This is a genomic window from Prevotella mikamonis, from assembly GCF_055381405.1.
On sequence record NZ_AP035785.1, the window covers coordinates 2366170 to 2386343 of the forward strand.

At 47.5% G+C, this 20174-nt stretch carries 14 protein-coding genes; 9 read left to right on the forward strand and 5 right to left on the reverse strand.

The genetic code is table 11. The annotated features are described in order from the left end of the window. Positions 1-3 precede the first annotated feature (3 nt). The 3 genes from ACZ42L_RS09915 to ACZ42L_RS09925 all read right to left on the reverse strand — a co-directional run bounded on the left by ACZ42L_RS09915 (position 4) and on the right by ACZ42L_RS09925 (position 5216). A complete protein-coding gene (locus ACZ42L_RS09915) occupies positions 4-3462 on the reverse strand; it encodes a TonB-dependent receptor (protein WP_464715998.1) in 3459 nt (1152 codons plus the stop codon). A 107-nt stretch (positions 3463-3569) separates the two neighbouring features. Next, on the reverse strand, positions 3570-4553 hold the full coding sequence (locus tag ACZ42L_RS09920) for a FecR domain-containing protein (protein WP_464715999.1): 984 nt from the start codon (positions 4551-4553) through the stop codon (positions 3570-3572). 66 nt (positions 4554-4619) lie between these two features. After that, positions 4620-5216 carry an RNA polymerase sigma-70 factor gene (locus ACZ42L_RS09925; RefSeq protein WP_464698816.1) on the reverse strand — a complete coding sequence of 199 codons (597 nt, stop codon included), beginning with the start codon at positions 5214-5216 and terminating at the stop codon, positions 4620-4622. Between the two features lie 401 nt (positions 5217-5617). Here ACZ42L_RS09925 and xerD point away from each other — a divergent pair, with 401 nt between their 5' ends. The 3 genes from xerD to ACZ42L_RS09940 all read left to right on the forward strand — a co-directional run bounded on the left by xerD (position 5618) and on the right by ACZ42L_RS09940 (position 9271). Next, positions 5618-6538, forward strand: a complete 921-nt coding sequence (gene xerD, locus ACZ42L_RS09930; RefSeq protein ID WP_464716000.1) for a site-specific tyrosine recombinase XerD — start codon at positions 5618-5620, stop codon at positions 6536-6538. 434 nt (positions 6539-6972) lie between these two features. Next, on the forward strand, positions 6973-7191 hold the full coding sequence (locus ACZ42L_RS09935; RefSeq protein WP_464716001.1) for a hypothetical protein: 219 nt from the start codon (positions 6973-6975) through the stop codon (positions 7189-7191). Between the two features lie 16 nt (positions 7192-7207). Continuing rightward, positions 7208-9271: a hypothetical protein gene (locus ACZ42L_RS09940; protein WP_464716002.1), complete on the forward strand. Its 2064-nt coding sequence runs from the start codon at positions 7208-7210 to the stop codon at positions 9269-9271. Between the two features lie 703 nt (positions 9272-9974). On the opposite strand, the gene ACZ42L_RS09945 is transcribed toward ACZ42L_RS09940, so the two are convergent. Beyond that, positions 9975-10250, reverse strand: coding sequence for an HU family DNA-binding protein (locus ACZ42L_RS09945; protein ID WP_464698823.1), 276 nt, complete (start codon positions 10248-10250; stop codon positions 9975-9977). A gap of 204 nt (positions 10251-10454) precedes the next feature. Further along, positions 10455-11114: a uracil phosphoribosyltransferase gene (gene upp / locus ACZ42L_RS09950; RefSeq protein ID WP_464698825.1), complete on the reverse strand. Its 660-nt coding sequence runs from the start codon at positions 11112-11114 to the stop codon at positions 10455-10457. Between the two features lie 245 nt (positions 11115-11359). Here upp and pckA point away from each other — a divergent pair, with 245 nt between their 5' ends. The 6 genes from pckA to ACZ42L_RS09980 all read left to right on the forward strand — a co-directional run bounded on the left by pckA (position 11360) and on the right by ACZ42L_RS09980 (position 20172). After that, complete coding sequence (gene pckA, locus ACZ42L_RS09955) at positions 11360-12973, forward strand: phosphoenolpyruvate carboxykinase (ATP) (protein WP_464706008.1); 1614 nt, start codon at positions 11360-11362, stop codon at positions 12971-12973. A 64-nt stretch (positions 12974-13037) separates the two neighbouring features. Continuing rightward, positions 13038-14168, forward strand: a complete 1131-nt coding sequence (gene dinB / locus ACZ42L_RS09960; RefSeq protein WP_464716003.1) for a DNA polymerase IV — start codon at positions 13038-13040, stop codon at positions 14166-14168. A gap of 434 nt (positions 14169-14602) precedes the next feature. Continuing rightward, positions 14603-16036 (forward strand): DUF6242 domain-containing protein, encoded by a 1434-nt coding sequence (locus tag ACZ42L_RS09965; RefSeq protein WP_464702657.1) that lies wholly within the window; start codon positions 14603-14605, stop codon positions 16034-16036. A gap of 60 nt (positions 16037-16096) precedes the next feature. After that, entirely contained in the window at positions 16097-16771 is a 675-nt protein-coding gene (gene porG, locus ACZ42L_RS09970) for a type IX secretion system protein PorG (protein ID WP_464717000.1), read from the forward strand. A 4-nt stretch (positions 16772-16775) separates the two neighbouring features. Beyond that, positions 16776-17510: an isoprenyl transferase gene (locus ACZ42L_RS09975; RefSeq protein ID WP_464698831.1), complete on the forward strand. Its 735-nt coding sequence runs from the start codon at positions 16776-16778 to the stop codon at positions 17508-17510. Between the two features lie 49 nt (positions 17511-17559). Beyond that, positions 17560-20172 carry a BamA/OMP85 family outer membrane protein gene (locus ACZ42L_RS09980; protein ID WP_464701688.1) on the forward strand — a complete coding sequence of 871 codons (2613 nt, stop codon included), beginning with the start codon at positions 17560-17562 and terminating at the stop codon, positions 20170-20172. Positions 20173-20174: the final 2 nt, after the last annotated feature.

Here is a 20174-nt window from a genome sequence, read left to right on the forward strand (position 1 = left end):
TTATTATAAGTTTACGGATAGACCAACGGAAATAACTTTGTTCATAGGATAGTTCTTTCCGCCCTCAGCACTATAGTCATTAGAGGTAAAGATGGCTTCGGGGTCGAACATTTCCTTCAGTTTCGTAAAGGTAAGGAGGTTTTCTCCAGTTACGAATACTCTTACTTGAGACAGATGGGCCTTTGCCAGCCATGCAGCAGGCAGGTTATAACTCAGGGTTACATTCTTCAGACGGCAGTATGCCGCGTTCTGCAAATATCTGTCGGTAGTGCGTGCTGAAGTCTTCGCATTGTACGAACCTACACCTCCGGCGGTGTTGATATAGGGCTTAGGATAGTAAGCTCCCTTGTTGTCTTCGCTCCAATAATCGAGGTGCTGTTTGAGAACTGTAACCTGAGCATACGAACCGCTACCCCAGAAATAGATACTTCCGGTCGGGTCCCAGTCGCGTTTGCCAACGCCCTGGAACATCACGCTCAGGTTCAAGCCTTTCCAAGAAACCTGTCCGTTCAGCGTGTATTGGTATCTGGGTGTGGTGTTTCCGACGATTGTAAGGTCGCCCATGTCGCCCAGAACGTTCTTTCCGTTGTTCACCTTTCCATCGCCATTGAGGTCGCGGAAGTTCACATCGCCCGGTGTCCACGCTCTCGGCGTGAAGAAAGACATGTTGTGTGTCTCGTTGTATTTGGCAGCTTCTTCAGCCGTTTGAATCAATCCGTCGGTCTTATAGCCCCAGATTTCACCCACCTTGCGACCTGTGTACCAGTTGGAAGCAGGCGCAGTTCCGGTCGGGTTGGCATATTCTGTTACCACGGAAGTGGCGTCAGAGATAGAGCCGCCAATCTGATAATCAATCTCTTTAGCTATCTTTCCGCGATACGACAGGGTCAGTTCCCATCCGCGGTTGCGCATACTTGCATTGTTGGTCTGTGGTGCTGCAGCACCGAAGAAGTCGGGGAAGTCGACTCCAGGACCCAACATATCCTTTGTCTTACGCTCGAATATATCGAAGCTACCGGTCAGGGCATTGCCGAAGAAACCGAAGTCAAGACCGAGGTTCTTGCTGTTTACTTTCTCCCAAGTGGTTGCCGGATTCACTACGCCAGGTGCCATCAGGTAGGCATGTCGGCCGTCGGGGAAGATGTAACCTCCCAGTCCGCTGGTGAATGCCATCGTAGAAGCGAAGGTATAGAGAGCTGCTCCCGACTGGTTACCCAGCAAACCGTAAGATGCGCGGAGCTTCAAGTGCGAGACAACGTCGGTTACAGGTTCCATAAACTTCTCTTGAGTGATGTTCCAACCCAACGAAACCGATGGAAACCAACCCCAGCGATGGCCGGCTGCAAAGCGCGAAGAACCATCGTAGCGACCATTGATTTCTACAAGGTAACGACTCTTGTAATCGTAGTTGATACGCCCGAAGAAGCCGCGTGTAGCCCATCCGTTACGCGAATCTACCACTGTGCGGTCGCCCGTACCTACTCCAACATTGGGATTGGCAGTCGAGTAAAGTCCGGTTATCACATTCTTCAGATAATCATAATTGGAGTTTTCTTCCTGATAACCGGCCATCAACGTGAAGTTGTGGGCATTGCCCAGCGAGAAGACATAGTCACCATATACGCTCAACGACTGGTAATGTGTGTGCGAGTTGGCACGTGTAAAACTACCGTCGGCAGTGATACCCAGCTCGTCGCGCACGCCCTTGGAAGTAGAAACCCCGTCGGCTCCGTAGATAAGCGGCGCTACATTCTCGGCCATATAGTTGTTGGCCACCAGCTTGTAGGTGTAGTTCATGTACACATTGAAGTTCTTGAACGGCTTCAGGTTGATTCCTCCCGTCAGATTCATCATGTCGCGCTTATTCTTGGTGAACGTTCCGCTCTGCAAGTAGGGAATCATTGAGAGTTCAGTGAAGTGGCCGTTGGGGTCTACGGGAGATATGGTCGGACGGAATCTGGCCAATGAATGGAAGAAACCGTCGGCGATACCACCATCACCGAAAGGCGTATTGTTTACCGAGTGGCTGAACTTCAGGCCCACTTTCAGACTCAGCCATTTGGTCAGTTCCGAATTGATGGTAGACGAAACATTCAGGCGCTCGTAGTTAATCTTGGCATAACGCAAGATACCGTCTTCCTTCAAATAACCGGTCGACACATAGTACTGTGCGCTCTTACCGCCACCGCTGAAGCTCAGGTTGTGCTGTTGGCGGATGGCATGGTCCTTATAGTGCAGCTTGAAATAGTCTACGTTGCCCACACCCCTCTCCGAGTTTTCAAATGCGGGGTTCATGCTTGCGTTTGCCCCCAGTTCGTGCCAAGGATTCACGCTCGACGGGTCGTTGATGTAATCCTGCAATTCCTTCATCTTCTCCTCGCTGTATCGGCGAGACGAACCGGCATTGGTTACACCCGCATTCCAGTACTGTGCGAAGGTATAAGAGTCGGCCATCTCCGGCAATACCGTGGGCGAACTCCATCCCACCGAACCCTGATAGTTGGCACGCATCGTTCCCTCCGAACCTTTCTTCGTCGTTACCAGAATCACACCGTAGGCAGCCCGCGCTCCGTAGATGGCACAGGCAGAGGCGTCTTTCAGCACCGAGAGGCTCTCGATGTCGTTAGGATTCACGTCAGAGAGGTTCATTTCTATACCGTCTACCAGCACATAGGGATGGCCCGTATTGGACAGGTTGCCTTGTCCGCGCAGTGTCAACGTACCCGTAGAACCTGGTCTGCCGGCGTTGTCATTGGTCACCAACAAGCCCGGAACCAGTCCTTGCAGACTCTGGGAAGCATCGGTTACAGGGCGCATCTGCAAGTCTTCGCCTTTCACCGAAGATACCGAACCCGTCAGGTTCACCTTTTTCTGCACACCATAACCTACCACCACCACTTCGTCCAGGGCTTTGGTATCTTCGGCCATCGTCACCGTCAGCGCCCTGTTGGGTGTAGCTTTCACGGTCTGGTTCTGGTATCCGATGTACGACACTTCCAAATCAGCGCCCTGGTTGGCTTCGAGCGTGAAGTTACCATCCAAGTCGGTGATTGTACCGGACGTTTCGCCCTTCACCTTGACGGTTGCACCGATGATGGGTTCGTTGTTCCCATCGACTATCTTACCCGTAATCTTGTGCTTCGCACCGCCATTCTGCGTAACCGATTTCCGGCCCGATGCCTTTGAAATAACAATCGACTTACCCTTGATTTCATAGGTAAGATTCTGCCCGGCAAGTATCTGCCCGACGGCTTGGCTTACGCTTGTAGCGTCTACATTCACGATACTGGAGGTGTTCACATCCGACTCTTCGTAAATAAAGGAATAACCGCTCTTCTGGTTCAACGCGGTCATAGCCTTCTTTACAGAGACTTTTTGCATTTTAAGGCTCACTGCCTGTGCGAACACCGCAAGCTGACAGGCAAGAGCATAACTTATCAAAACGACTTTCTTTAAGTTCATAGTAAAGACATATTAAAGATATTAAACTTATGATTTCTCTCTTCCACACAAACGAATACTAGACTTTTCTCATTGTTAATTTGGGATTAGGGGGTTCATATTGAGGGTTAATAAAATATTACTTTCTTGCCTTGTATGCGGTAATGTATCTTGTGTGTGGCCACAAGCGCGTCGAGAATGTCGCGCAGATGCGCCTCCTGCGTGTTGAAACTGCCGTGGAAACGCAGTTCGTACAGAGCCGCATTCGTCACCACCACCTTTATATTATAGTTGCGCTGTAGCTTCCTGGCTATCTCGCCCAGGGCATCACCATCAAATACCAGTATATGGTTCTGCCAGTCCTCATGCCTGTTCTCGGCATTATCAACCGTCATTTCTCCCGTATTCTTGTCGAGTACGGCCCGCTGTCCGGGCGTCAGTAGCCGGTTGTCCCGATGGTTCATCAGGTTATCCAGCGACACTTTGCCCTCTGTCAGCGTCACCACGGCCTCGTCATCGTCGGCGTAATCGCAGAAATTGAACTTCGTACCGAGGTCGTTGACCCGAAGATTGGCCGAGTTCACACTGAAGGGTTTATCTTCCCGATGCTTCACTTCAAAGTAGGCTTCGCCCGTCAGAGCCACTTCACGACTGTCTACTCCGAATCCCTGCGAGTACGTGAGTTTCGAGCCGGAATTGAGCCAAACCTTCGTTCCGTCGGGCAGATTCAGCTTCAACTGCGACCCCGCGGGGGCTTCTACTACGATGTCTGCAAAGCTCGATTTGACTGTCGACTCGCCTGTTTTATACGATAGCACCGACACCACGAGCAAGGCTATGGCTGCCGCTGCATAAGACAAGTAGCGGTAACGGCGCACCCTGGCCGGCTTCTTGGCCCTGATGCGCGAAAGGAATGTCTGATAAGCTGCCTCTACATTGAATTCCGGCGACGGGGCTGTCGATGCCCATATCTCCTTCCATTCATAGTAATAGCGTTCGTGTTCGGCCGAAGCCTGTAGCCAGGATTGCAGTTCCTGCGCCTCGTCCTGCCCCATTTCTCCTTCCAGAGATGCGATAATGAGGTCTTTTATATGTTCACTGACTTCTACCATAAATCCATTTCTATCAGCAAGACGATAAAATAAGCCTTTAGGGTAGTACGAAGATGATATTTTTTTTCAGAACTGCATAAAAAGCAAAGCGATGGCCGAGAGCAGGTATTTGTGCAGGTCGTCGCGCAGTTGTGCCAATGCCCGTTTCATGTGATACTTCACTGTGTTCTCCGAAATACCAAGGGAGCGTGCTATCTCTTCATACGATTTCTGTTCCATCCGACTCATCCTGAACACCCGTCGGCAGTCGGCCGGCAATCGGGCGATGGCTTTCTGTATCTCTCCCTCCAGCTCTTGGGCCAGCAATCGGCCCAAGGGGTACTGGTCGGATTGCAGATAACCGAGCACAGGCATGTCTACGGAACTCACGCCGGAGACATGGATTTCTTTCCGGTTGTAACTGGACTTGAGATAATCGAGGCATTGATAGCGCACGCTCCTGGCCAGATACTGGCGCAGCGACGACGTGATGCTGAGCGATTCCCTGATTTCCCAGAGATGGAATATCACGTCGCCCACAATGGTCTCGGCCAGGAAACGGTCGTCGACATACTGCATGGCCACACGGCACAGCACGGCATAATGATGCTCATACAGATGTCTGTATGCAGCCTCTTCGCCCCTGCGCAGTTGCTCTATGATGAGTCTTTCCGTATGCTCCATGCCTTTCGGTGATGTTATAATAGAGTAGCCAATAGCCTGATTTGTTTCATCGAGTGGTATTTTGATTTCTACAAAGATACGATTTATCATTTAATTACGGTCTGTTTTAGGATAATAATGAGACGAAGGAATAAACTTAAAACTCACCAACTCATAAACTCAAAACACTGCAAGGCCTTTGCAGTGTTGCTGTTTGGGCTTTGCAGCAATGCTGTTCGGCCTTTGCAGCGGTGCTGCCGAGGCCCTGCACTTTTCGGGGTGAGAAGTTTTAGCAGATTATATCGCGGTATAGGCGTGTATGAATACTATTTTTAGTATCTTTGTCAATGGTATGTCGGGGTAGGGTGAGTACCTGACCTGTGCAGCCATACGGTATCAACAAGAAAGACAAACGGCAGGAAATGACAGTGAAAAAAGTTGCCACGGACATAGTGAAGGCGTATATACGCTATCTGAAGTTGGAGCGAGGATACTCGGCGAACACCGTCGAGGCCTATCAGCACGACCTTCAGTGGCTGGTAGACTATGCCCAGGCCGAGCATCTGCAACTGACGGAGATGAAGCTGGAGAATCTGGAAAACTTCACGGCTTTCCTGCACGACCGCGCCATATCGGCCAAGTCGCAGGCGCGAATCCTGAGTGGCATCCGTTCTTTCTATCGCTTCCTGGTGTTGGACGACTATATTGAGACCGACCCGTCGGAACTGCTGGAGTCGCCCCAGATAGGTAAGCATCTGCCTGAAGTGCTGTCTATGGCAGAAGTGGATATGCTCGAAGAGAGCATAGACCTTTCGAAGCCCGAAGGCCAGCGCAACAAAGCCATTATCGAGGTGCTGTTCTCTTGCGGTCTGCGTGTGTCGGAACTGGTGACGCTGAAGCTCTCGCAACTCTATTTGGACGAGGGCTATGTGCGCATATTGGGTAAAGGCAGCAAGGAGAGACTAGTCCCCATATCGGGCAAAGCCATCCGCGAATTGCAGCTGTGGTTCTACGACCGCAACCTCATGACGGTAAAACGGGGCGAGGAAGACTATGTATTCCTGAATCGGCGCGGTGCTCACCTGACGCGTACCATGATTCTGATAATGATTAAACGGCAAGCCGTGGAGGCCGGTATCAAGAAAACAATCTCGCCGCATACGCTGCGCCACAGTTTCGCCACGGCACTGTTGCAGGGCGGTGCCGACCTCCGTGCCATCCAGGCCATGCTGGGCCATGAGGATATTGGTACGACCGAGATATATACCCACATTGATACTACTACGCTCCGCGAGGAAATATTGCACCATCATCCGCGCAACATGCGGCAGCATGAGGGCTGATAAGAGGAAATTATCTCGTGTAGGTTACAAATAGAACAAAAGAAATGGGATATGAGAAAAACCGTGTTAATAATTCTTAACGAGTGACGCTGGATTAAATAATACCTATGAAAAGGCTATACATTTGTAACGTTTTCAATAATTTATCTCAAATGTTAGACATCTTATTTTAAGGTCATGACTAAGCAACTATATTATAACCCGTGATTTGGGTCTTGTCAAAACAGAAGGAATCGGTAACCTTAGAATAAGGGGAAAATTCTAAAAAGTCCCTTTTTACACATTCTATAATCTCGTGTTCCCTGCCGTGTTAAGTAGCAGGGATGCACTCCGTTTGTTTTGTAAATTAATAATAAGAAGAGTTTAGTTCCGTGTCTGCGACATATTGATAATGAGGTGGATGGACGTAAAATATTAATTCAATTTTAGACATAATGAAACAGGAAATTAGAGAGAAAGCTGCATATATGCAGCCTGTAGTTATGGTTGTTCAAATAGCCAATGAAGTGGCAATTCTGGCCGGTTCTGGGGGTGTCAGTGCTGCAACCGGTAGTGAGAGCGTCGGCGATCTCTTTGGCTCTGGTGCGGCTCCGGCCAGAGAGTTCCACGGTTTGTGGGATGAGGAAGTGGAAAAAGAAACTAAAAACTATTAATGCTGCAAATTGAAAAATGAGTAAAAGAATTTTTACGGCGGTTTATTTCGCAGTGGCCTTGACAACTGTAGGTGCAGGCCTGTCGTCTTGTTCGGGCGAAGAATTGGTGACACCCGATGTATCGGTACAACCATCGACTCCCACGTCGGATGAGAAAGTGTATAACGTAAGGCTGATGACCGGCGAATCGCCTTTGGCGCTCAATGGTGACAGTGTGGCTTCGCGTGCCGTGTTCGTAGAAGAAGATGGTAAGAAGGGCGACAACTACTATACTTGGCAGACCAATGATCAGCTCACGGTCTTTGCAGGCAAGAAAAATCTGGGTACGCTGACCGTTCTGCCTGGTGATGCAGGCAAGCGGGAGGCAAACTTCGAGGGTAAGCTCACGGCCACATCGACGGAGATTGCCGGTGAGCTGGTCTTTGTATATCTTGGCAGCAATGCCAAGCTGGGTGCTGATGGTACGGCGTCTATTGACTTGTCGCAGCAGGGTGGCAAGCCCGGCGACATTGTGAGCAACTGCATACTCTGGGGAAAAGGCAAGTTGAGACCCAAGGCGCAGGGCAGTACCGACTACATCACGGCCGGCCCGGCTGTGAAGCTCGCCAATCCTATGGCCATTTTCCATCTGAAGGTGAATCCGCCCAAAGGGGCTGGCAATGTAACCAAGCTCAAGATGTCGGGAAAGGGCGTCTACAGCAGCGTGAATATAGACCTCACCACGGGTACAGCTACGGGAGATGCCCGCACGGAAGGTTTCAAATGGGAAGCTCCTGCATCGACCAAGTCGAACAATGCCTTTGATTTCTACTACGTGCTGGCACCGGGCGATTTCGTCCCCGACTTCTATATCTACGATGATACCAGTACGAGCAATGTCGGCGCATGGTTAGGAAAAGAACCCGGTATTACCCACTATACCAGCCAGCAGGCATTGATACGCAATGAGGAGGGTAAAATCAGTGAGTTTACGGCTCATGATGATCAGCCTTTTCCAAATAATCATTATGAACCTAAAAAGGTATTCCAGTTTACTCGCGGCAATCTGCAGTATGTGCTCGGACAGCGTGTGGGATATATGGGTGGCGTGAAGTTGACGGCCAAGCGCAACATCTTGTCGCGTTATGATAACACTATAGGTTCGGCCATACCTGTGCCTACAAACTATAGGGTAGACGTGCCTGGCGAATACCGTCTGGCCGGAACACAATGGGAAACTGTAAAACCAGAAGCAAATGATACATACTATTTGAAGCAAGAGGGTAATTATTATTATTACATGGGCGATGGAAATGACCCTGTAATCGACCTCTTTGGTTGGGGCAACGTAAAACAGCCTGACCGTGTTCGTGAGGTAGGCCAGTATTATGAAAAGTTTATAGCAGGTAAATATGGTAAAACTTATTATGACCTTAAAGGTAATGAGGATGTAGATTACGGTACAAAGGTCTATGTCGATGGCGAAGCTACTACGATGCCTAATGTCAATGAGTTGATGGCTATCATGTATATGCGTGTATTCCCTGATGATAAAGCTCACACGATGGCTACGCGTGCATGGATAGATATGAATGGAGATAATGAATATAGCCGTAGACAACCTTATGATGTTGGTGGTATTGTGGTATTCCCTGACGGTATGACAAAAGAAGAAGCTGATAAGTGCTGGAAAAATACTGGTCCTAATGAATACATTCTCCAAGCAGATGGATTTGGTAGAAATCATAGTCTTTGGGCGTCGACCACTTCTAAAACCCAAAATCAGCTAGATCCGAAAGCTATTGAGAAGTATGGCCTTTTGTTTTTGCCAGCTACAGGTGCTGCGGATATGCACTACTGGGCAGATGCTAAGTGGGTAATGTCTGAGAGTTGGTCGCATGCCAACTATTGGTGCAGCGATTGGCAGGAGACAGAACCGTCTCGATTTTTCAGAAATGGTGAATGGCCTGAAAAAGGAAGTACGAACTATGCTACTAGCGGAACGCCTTATCCAAATTCACGAAAATACACCCATACATATTATAGCTCTACGAACATTAATGGTTGGTTAGCAGTCCGTTTGGCTGTGAAGAAGAAATAATGCTATTCTATAAGAATGCGCGTTAAGGTCGCAGCTTGATGTTGTAGCACAGGCTATTGGCTATGGCCATGTTAACTTTTATCATAGGGCTTCATCGTGTATATACACGGTGAAGCTTTTTTGTATAGCCCCGTGTCTGTCTATATGAAACTCGTCTACTTGTCTACTTGTCAACACACTGGTATGGAGAGTCTTCCAGACTCGATTGTTTCTTGCAGCTCTTTCCGTAGGTTTCCACGTTGTTGCAACCCACGGCTATGCAAAGGTTGTCCTCTGGACAAAGGGAGTTTACCTCTGCTGTTTCCTGACGGTTTTAGACAGAAGAGACATAAGGACAAAAAGAGGGGTGTTTTTCAAAAAAAAGTCTGAAAGACTTCCGCTACATAGCCGTGGGCCTTTAGGCCTACGGGCTGATGACGGAGTGTAGGTTTCAGTCTGACAAGACTGCCCCCTATAAAACTTATAATAAGAAACTTGTCAACATCATGATATGGGGGGAGTCTTCCAGACTCGATAGTTTCTTGTTGCTCTTTCCGTAGGTTTCCACGTTGTTGCAACCCACGGCTATGCAAAGGTTGTCCTCCGGACATGGAGAATCGCTCCTCGTCCCTCCCCGAAGGGGGGAGAAGCATACACAGAAGAAGAGGGATATGCCCAAATAGACATATCCCTCTTCCTTATTTCTTGCTGAAATCTGTTCGGCTTACTTGTTGACTGCGTCAGCAAGTTCTGCACCAGCCTTGAACTTAGCAACTTTCTTTGCTTCGATTTCAATCTTTGTCTTTGTTGCGGGATTGATACCCTGGCGAGCGGGACGCTCATTAACGCTAAATGTACCAAAACCTACGAGCTGAATCTTATCACCTGCTACGAGAGCTTCTTTGATAGTTTCTACGGTAGCTTCCAATGCCTTCTTAGCATCAACCTTTGTCAGACCTGCTTTAGCTGCAATCTGATCGATCAATTCTGTCTTATTCATAATTCAGTGTCTTATTAAATGATTATTTATAAAATTTTCGTTTATAGATGGCAAATATAGGAGAAACCTTGCACAAATCAAACAAAAAGAGGAAAAATGTTTCGCTTTTTTTGAAATTTTGTGTAAAAAGGCCTGTTTATGGGCCTTTTCGGTAAGTTTTTCCTATTTTCGGTCTGTCAAATATATAGTAAGCGAATGCCAGGCTTATAGCTTGTCGCCGTAACAAAGGTCGCCTGCGTCGCCAAATCCCGGTACGATGTATTTGTGCTCGTTCATGCCTGGGTCGATGGCTGCACACCAGATGGTGGTCTTGTCTTCGGGGAATGTGTTGCGTATGTGAGCAATGCCTTCGGGCGTGGCAATGACGCAAGCCACGTGGATGCGCTTGGGAGTGCCCTTGGTGAGGAAAGCTTTGTAGCCCAATTCCATGCTTCCGCCGGTGGCGAGCATGGGGTCGGCAATGATGAGACACTTCTCGTCGATGCTCGGTGTGGCGAGATATTCCACGTGGATGCCTACTTGCTTGTGCTCGGTGTCGGTGTATTCGCGATAAGCACTGACGAAGGCATTGCCTGCATGGTCGAAGATGTTGAGGAAACCGTTGTGGAAGGGCAAGCCTGCACGGAAGATGGTGGCCAGTACTATCTTATCGGTGGGAACATTGATACGCGAAATACCTAGGGGAGTAGCAATATCTTTGGCCTCGTAGTTCAGGGTCTTTGAGATTTCGAAAGCTTCGAATTCTCCGATGCGCATGATGTTGTTGCGGAAGAGCAGACGGTTTTTCTGATAGTCAACATCGCGAATCTCGGCCATGTACTGGTTGATGATACTGTTTTTGTCTGAAAAGTTAATAATTTCCATAAGGCTTGTGTTTTTGCTTGCAAAATTATGAAAAATCACCCGATTATGTAACGTCTGAATTGCAAAAGTAAATGACAGATAAAGGATTTTAGTATCTTTAACCAAATTGACAAAAACGATTGATGTTTTTTTATCGCCGTTGATTTCTCTGTTGGCGTTTTTTTCGTTATCTTTGCCACGGTATTTAAGATAATAGCCAAATCTGAAAGCAGATTTTATTTTCAACTTAAAATACATTTTACATAATGGCAAAGTTTGACAAAAGCGTACTCGAAAAGTACGGTATTACAGGTACAACGGAAGTTGTTTACAATCCTTCTTACGAAACATTGTTCGAAGAAGAGACAAAAGAAGGTCTCGTAGGTTTTGAAAAAGGCCAGGAGACAGAGCTTGGTGCAGTAAACGTGATGACAGGTGTTTACACAGGTCGTTCGCCTAAGGATAAGTTCATCGTTGAAGATGAAAACTCAAAGGACACTGTATGGTGGACTTCTGAAGAGTACAAGAATGACAACAAGAAGATGTCTCAGTCTACTTGGAATGTTGTTAACGAGTTGGCCAAGAAGGAACTTTCTAACAAGCGTCTGTTTGTAGTAGACGGTTTCTGTGGTGCTAACAAGGATACCCGTATGAAGGTTCGTTTCATTGTTGAGGTTGCTTGGCAGGCTCACTTCGTAACAAACATGTTCATCCGTCCGGTAAGTCAGGAAGAACTCGACCAGGAGCCAGACTTCATCGTTTACAATGCTTCTAAGGCTAAGGTAGAGAACTACGCAGAACTGGGTCTGAACTCTGAAACCTGTGTGGCTTTCAACGTTACGACCAAGGAGCAGGTTATCCTGAACACATGGTACGGTGGTGAGATGAAGAAGGGTATGTTCTCTATGATGAACTACTACTTGCCATTGAAGGGCATTGCTTCTATGCACTGTTCGGCTAATACAGACCTCGAAGGCAAGAGCACAGCTATCTTCTTCGGTCTGTCTGGTACAGGTAAGACTACACTGTCTACCGACCCGAAGCGTCTCTTGATTGGTGACGACGAGCACGGATGGGATGACAATGGTGTATTCAACTTCGAAGGTGGTTGCTACGCTAAGGTTATCAACCTCGATGCAGAATCTGAGCCGGATATCTTCAATGCTATCAAGCGCAACGCTCTTCTTGAGAACGTTACTGTAGCAGCTGACGGTAAGATTGACTTCACCGATGGCAGCACAACAGAGAATACACGTGTTTCTTATCCTATCGACCACATCACAAACATCGTTAAGCCTATCTCGGCAGCTCCGGCAGCTAAGCAAGTTATCTTCTTGTCTGCTGACGCATTCGGTGTATTGCCTCCAGTATCTATCCTGACTCCTGAGCAGACTCAGTACTACTTCCTCTCTGGCTTCACAGCTAAGTTGGCTGGTACAGAGCGTGGTATCACAGAGCCTACTCCTACATTCTCTGCTTGCTTCGGCCAGGCTTTCTTGGAGTTGCATCCAACAAAGTATGCTGAAGAGCTGGTTAAGAAGATGGAGAAGAACGGTGCTAAGGCTTACCTCGTTAACACAGGTTGGAACGGTACAGGCAAGCGTATCTCTATCCGCGATACACGTGGTATCATCGACGGAATCTTGAGTGGTGCTATCAACGAAGCTCCTACAAAGCAGATTCCTTTCTTCGACTTCACTGTTCCTACACAGCTTGAAGGTGTTGATACTGCAATCCTCGATCCTCGCGACACTTACTCTGACGCTGCTCAGTGGGAAGAGAAAGCTAAGGATTTGGCTGCTCGCTTCATCAAGAACTTCAAGAAGTACGAAGGCAACGAGGCTGGTAAGGCTTTGGTTGCTGCTGGTCCTCAGCTGTAATTTCGTCATTCACAATTATAAAGAGGCGCTCTCCCCTGAAGGGAGGGTGCCTCTTTCGGTAAATATGACTATTGTCCCCAACCTACGCAAAATCATACATGTAGACATGGATGCCTTCTACGCCTCCGTGGAACAGCGCGACGACCCCTCGTTGCGTGGGAAGCCCATCGCCGTAGGGGGTGACGGTGAGCGTAGTGTGCTCACGACGGCCAGTTATGAAGCACGGCGGTTTGGTGTGCATTCGGCCATGCCCACTTCAAAGGCCAAACGTCTATGTCCGGAATTGATTCTGGTGCCGGTGGACTTTGAGAAGTATCGGGCTGTATCGAGCCGTGTCCATGCCATTTTCCGGGATTATACAGACGTCGTTGAACCGATTTCGCTTGATGAGGCTTTTCTGGATGTTACTAATAATAAGAAAGGTATAGAGCTTGCCGTTGACATTGCACGCGAGATAAGGCACCGTATCAAGAGCGAGTTACGGCTGACCGCTTCGGCCGGGGTCTCTTATAATAAGCTGTTGGCTAAGATAGCGTCCGACTATCGGAAGCCAGACGGGCTGACTGTGATTCATCCCAGCAGGGCGCTGGAATTTCTGGCACGCTTGCCCATCGAAGACTTCTGGGGAGTGGGAGCTAAGACGGCGGAGAGGATGCACGCCCTCGGAATATTTAGCGGACTACAGCTACAACAATGCTCGCAGGAGATGTTGGTTCGTCATTTCGGAAAGATGGGTGGCGTTTTCTATCAGTTTGCGCACGGGGTAGACCTTCGGCCGGTGGAAGCCCATTATATTAGGAAATCGTTGGGATGTGAGCGTACTTTCTCGAAAGACTTGTCTCAACACTCCTCTCTAGTGATAGAACTTTATCATCTGACAGAAGAACTGGTGAGGCGCATTGCCAAGAAAGGATTTAAGGGGACGACCCTGACCCTGAAAGTGAAATATAGCGATTTTACGCAGGTGACGCGCAGTATGACGCGTCGGCAAGTCTTTGAATCAAAAGAAGACATCCTGTCTGCGGCCAAACAACTGATGGCTCAGATAGAAGCTGAACACCATGAAATACGCTTGCTGGGACTGTCGGTGTCGCATTCGCATGGAGATGGTGAAGAAGAGCGGGCAGAATGGACGGAACTGGAGATTCCCTTTCCGGAGTGGATAGATGGAGAGATGAAATTTCTGGATGTGTGACTTGATTTAAGTCAAAGAAACGGGGTGTGTCCTAAAGAATTCAGGACAGAAATGCGATGATGACGAGCAAGCCATATACCTTTGCCACTTCGTTTGGAAAGTAGGTGTCATTTCGTAAAAAATCATTAGATAAGGCAGTGGATTGGTTGTCTAAAATAGGGATTTTATTCATGGATCTGGAAACAGTGGCATTGCTTGGTGGTGTGCTGTTTGCGACGATTCTCAGTGTTATTACGCTGAAACATACAGACGTACGCTAAACGTTATAAATAATTGTTACAGCGAGGCTGCACTCTTTCCTCTTGATGTTTAAAGGCTAAACAAACTTTAAAATAAGGGGCTTATTCATTATTTTACATAATAAAGAGTATAAAAATTGGCCTAATTAAGGATTTCTACTTAAATTTGCAGCTAAAATAATATTTTCAATTTGAATGAAGGGGAAGTTATTATCCACTGCAGTGCTGTTGTTGTCGGCAATAAGTCTGCTTTCTTCTTGTCTGGGCAATAATGACGAGAATACAACTTACTATGGTGAAACTGCCATTACGTCTTTCAAACTTGGGACACTCAAGAGAACCATACATACCAAAACTGCTTCGGGAAAAGATAGTGTTTATACTGCAACCTTAGAGGGTAGCAACTATCCTTTCTACATTGACCAAATCAATCATCGGATTTATAACCCGGATTCCCTGCCAAAGGGAGTTGATGTGAGAAGGGTGGCGTGTACGATTGCTGCGAAGAGCGGTGGTGTCATACTTCTGAAAGACAACGACTCTGACAGCTTGTTCTATTACAATACAGCAGACTCCATCGACTTTAGGCAGCCACGCGAATTCCGTGTGATGTCTGCCGTGAACAATTCCGAGACAGCTATGCGTTCTTATACCATTCAGGTGAATGTGCATAAGGAAGTGGCTGATACTTTCGTGTGGAAGAATCCGGCAATTAATAACGCACAGATAGCTGCGCTGACGGCTATGAGAGGTTATGCACTTGGAGGTTTTGTCTATGTGGTAGGAAACAAGGGAGCTGGTGTCGAGGTATATCGTACGGCTGAGAGCGATGGCGCAACATGGTCTGCCGTAGTGCCTAACGTGGCATTGGCTGTTGAGGCATATAAAAATATTGCCGTTCAGGGGAATACTGCTTATCTGCTCAATGGCGGTACAATCTACACGTCTACAGATTTTAAGACGTGGGTGAAAGGGGCTTCGGCAACTACAATCAAGCAGCTGCTTGGCTTTGGAACAAAGAAACTTTACGCGGTAACCGTTGCCGGAGGTTTGGCGGCTTCGGCGGATAATGGCGCGACCTGGACGGATGAGAAGTTGGATAATGAACCAACCTTGTTACCGACCGAAGATGTGAACTTCATCTGCAAGCGTGGTACAGCAAGCGACCCAATCGACTATCTGACAATTATCGGTAGTCGTTCGGATGCCTATGCTACCGATTCTACAGCAATGGTATGGGGCAAGGTAGAAGAACTTTCTGCCGATGCGAAGATGTCATCATGGGCGTATTACCCCATAGCCCGTGGGGATAAATATAAAGCTCCTCGCCTGCAAGGCTTGCAAGCTGTGCAATATGGAAATGGAATCAGAGCCATTGGAGGAGCTGGACGTGGAGCGGGCAAACAGAAAGCCTTTACAAATGTGTTTACCAGTGTAGATGGTGGATTGCATTGGCCTAAGGATGCTACCATCGCAATGCCTACAGGATTCTCGTCGAGCGAGACTTCGTTTGCGTTGGTTGTAGACTCGCAGAACCGTTTATGGATTATCTGTGGTGGCACAGGGCAGGTGTGGAAAGGCCTGCTTTCGGACTTGGCTTGGAAGAAAGAAGAAAAAATCTTTCAATAAGATGTCAGTACGTTGGCCGTGAGGAGGGGCTTCGATGTGAATAGTAGAGTGAGTCGCAGTGTGCGGATAGGGCTGTTGGCATGTTTATTTGCCGTTTTGGCGATGCCGCTGTGTGCTCAAGATGATGAGTACCGCATGGAAATCGGTGCTGGACTGGGATTTGACGGATATTTAGGTGATTTCAACGGTAGCCTGACAAAGGATTTACAGCCGACATTCTCGGTGATGTTGCGACGAAACCTGAATCCCTATATGGGGCTGAGATTGTCAGGAACGTTCGGAAAACTCAAAGGTTCATCGGCCGATGCAGAAACTTATTATCCTGATTATGCAAGCAGTCCATATCAGTTTAGTCGTTCTTTGGTAGATGTCGGCCTTACCTATGAATATAATTTCTGGCCATACGGGACAGGTAACGACTATCGGGGTGCGAAGAGACTGACTCCTTATGTGGGTATCGGCATTGGCGGTACGTTTGTATCGGGCAATGGCAGTAACTTCGCTCTCAATATTCCGATGGGATTGGGAGTTAAATATAAATTGGCCGACCGACTGAATTTAGGATTAGAGTGGATGATACATTTTGGTACGAGCGATATGCTGGATGGGGTAAGAGACCCCTATGGCATAGTAAGCTCTGGGTTGTTTAAGAACGCTGATAGCTATTCGACACTCGTGTTGACACTGAGTTATAGCTTCATGCCGAAGTGTAAAACGTGTAATAAAGATTATTGACGATATGACAGAGCAATTAGATATGAACCGCATCCCGCAGCATGTGGCCATCATCATGGATGGTAACGGTCGTTGGGCTGCTGAGCGTGGCAAAGAACGCAGCTTCGGTCATCAGGCCGGTGTGGATACGGTGCGTCGTATTACATCGGAGAGCGTACGCTTGGGAGTGAAATTCCTGACACTATATACGTTCTCTACAGAAAACTGGAATCGCCCGGCCGACGAGGTTTCTGCCTTGATGGGTTTGGTGTTGTCTTCGTTGGAAGATGAGATTTTCATGAAGAATAATGTGCGATTCCATGTAATTGGCGATATTGGACGATTGCCTCAAGTGGTGCAGGACAAGCTCAGACAGACGGAAGAGAATACTGCCGGCAATGATGCCATGACGATGGTTGTGGCTCTGAGTTACTCTTCGCGTTGGGAGATGACGAAGGCCTTGCGCGATTTGATACATGAAGGAGTGAAGCCTGAAGACGTGACAGAGGAGCTTGTAAGTACTCATCTGGAGACACGCGATATGCCCGATCCGGAGCTACTCATCCGTACGGGTGGTGAGTTGCGTATCTCTAATTACCTGCTTTGGCAGATTGCTTATTCTGAACTCTATTTCTGCGATACCTATTGGCCGGATTTTGGCGAAGAAGATTTGCGTCGTGCCATCCTCAGTTACCAGAGTAGACAACGCCGGTTTGGCAAGACGGAAGAGCAAGTGGAAAACGAACAGTATTCGAAATAGAATATCCTACACACCCAGAATATAAAGACGAAAGAAATTTTTCTGAATGATGAATTATATAAATAAGGTGTTGATAGCCTTGGCGGTATTTACATACAGCCTCGGTATAGAAGCGCAAGATAAGATAGTGAATCCTGACATCTCGTATGCCGGTAATCCCCGTACGTGCATTCTTGGCGGTATCAATGTCTCCGGAGTGGAGAATTATGAAGACTATATGCTGACAGGAATTTCGGGATTGAGCGTTGGGCAGGAGATAAGTGTGCCTGGAAGCGAAATCACGGAGGCCGTGAAGCGTTATTGGAAGCATGGACTTTTCTCTGATGTAAAGGTGGCTGCCGACTCTATCGTGGGTCGCAAGATTTACTTGCATTTCTACCTGAAGACTCGCCCGCGTGTTTCTACCATTAATTATTCTGGTTTGAAGAAGAGCGAACGTGAGGATATGGAGCAGAAACTGGGTTTGCTGAAAGGTTCGCAGATTACGCCTAATATGATTGACCGTGCCAAGATATTGGCCAAGAAATACTTCGATGATAAGGGCTTTAAGAATGCTGAGATTGTCATTAATCAGCGTGAAGACGTGGCCAACAAGAATCAGGTAATCCTCGATATAGATGTTGATAAGAAGGAGAAGATGAAGGTTCGCCGAATTATCATTGATGGAAATGAGAAGCTTTCTGATAGCAAGATTAAGGGTGGATTGTTCAAGAAGGGTGCTTTTTCTAAGATTCATGAAGCCGGAACATTAGGTGGTTTCCTGAAAGCGAAGAAGTTTACGCCCGAACGTTACGCTGAAGATAAGAAGAAGCTCATTGAGAAATATAACGAGCTGGGCTATCGTGACGCTACCATCTTGAAGGATAGCGTATGGAACAATGACGACAAGCATGTCAATATATATATAAAGGTGGATGAGGGACAGAAGTATTATTTGCGCAATATCAGGTGGGCAGGTAATACGGTTTACTCTACCGATTACCTCAGTGCATTGCTTGGCATGCAGAAAGGAGATGTCTACAATCAGAAATTGTTGAACAAGCGTTTGTCGGAAGATGAAGATGCTGTGGGTAATAGTTATTGGAACAACGGTTATCTGTTCTATAATCTCAATCCTACGGAAGTCAACATCGTTGGTGACTCTATCGATTTGGAGATGCGTATAGTAGAAGGCCCACAGGCTCATATCGACCATGTACGTATCAATGGTAATGACCGTTTGTATGAAAATGTGGTTCGTCGTGAGTTGCGTACTAAGCCAGGCGACTTGTTCTCTAAGGAAGCCTTGCAGCGTTCTGCACGCGAATTGGGTTCTATGGGGCACTTCGATCCAGAGAAGGTGAATCCGGACGTGAAACCCAATTACGAGAACGGAACGGTAGATATCAATTGGAATCTGGCACAGAAGAGCAACGACCAGATTGAATTCTCACTAGGTTATGGCCAGACCGGTGTCATTGGGCGAGTAGGATTGAAGTTGAATAACTTCTCTATAGCCAACTTGTTCAATAAGAATAAAGAGCATCGTGGCATCATGCCAATCGGTGATGGTGAGACGCTCTCGCTGGGTGCACAGACCAACGGTACTTATTATCAGTCGTATAATGCCAGCTATTCTACCAACTGGCTGGGTGGTAAGCGTCCAATCCAGTTCTCCGTGAGTGCTTATTACAGTAAGCAGTCCGACGTATCAAGCAGCTATTATAATAGTGGATATATGAACAACTATTATAATTCCATCTACGGTATGGGCAACAGCTACTACAACAATTATGAGAACTACTACGACCCAGACAAGTATGTGAAGCTGTTGGGTGTCAGCGTGGGTTGGGGTAAGCGTCTGCGTTGGCCCGATGACTACTTCATGTTGTCTATGCAGTTGTCTTACCAGCGCTATATCTTGAAGAATTGGACTTACTTCCTGATGACGAATGGTTCTGCCAATAACATTAACCTGAACCTTGCGTTGAGTCGTGCATCTACCGATAACCAACTCTTCCCACGCCGTGGTTCTGAGTTCACGGCTTCTGTAACCTTGACTCCGCCTTGGAGTGCATGGGATCACAAGGACTATAAAAATCTGGCGACAGACAGACAATCGGCCACCTATTCACAGGAGCAGCAAGAGAAGTTCCACTGGATAGAATACCATAAGTGGAAATTTAAGGCTAAGACCTATACGGCCCTTTCAGGTGGTCAGAAATGTTTTGTGCTGATGACCCGTGTCGAATTGGGTATCTTAGGCAGCTACAACAAGTATAAGAAGAGTCCGTTCGAGACCTACTATATGGGTGGTGACGGTATGAGCGGATACTCTACCGGATATGCAGAAGAGACGATAGGATTGCGTGGTTACGAGAATGGCTCGCTCACATCGCAGGGCGAGGGCTATGCTTACGACCGCTTTACACTGGAACTTCGTTATCCGTTCCTTCTGGGTAATACCACTATCTATGGTCTTACCTTTGTAGAAGCTGGTAATGCTTGGACAGCTGTGAAGAAATTCAATCCGTTCGATATGAAACGTAGTGCCGGTGTCGGTGTACGTCTTTTCCTGCCTATGGTTGGTCTGATGGGTATCGACTGGGCCTATGGATTTGATAAGGTGTTCGGAACGAAGGGCGGAAGCCAGTTCCATTTCATCTTAGGACAAGAGTTCTAGAA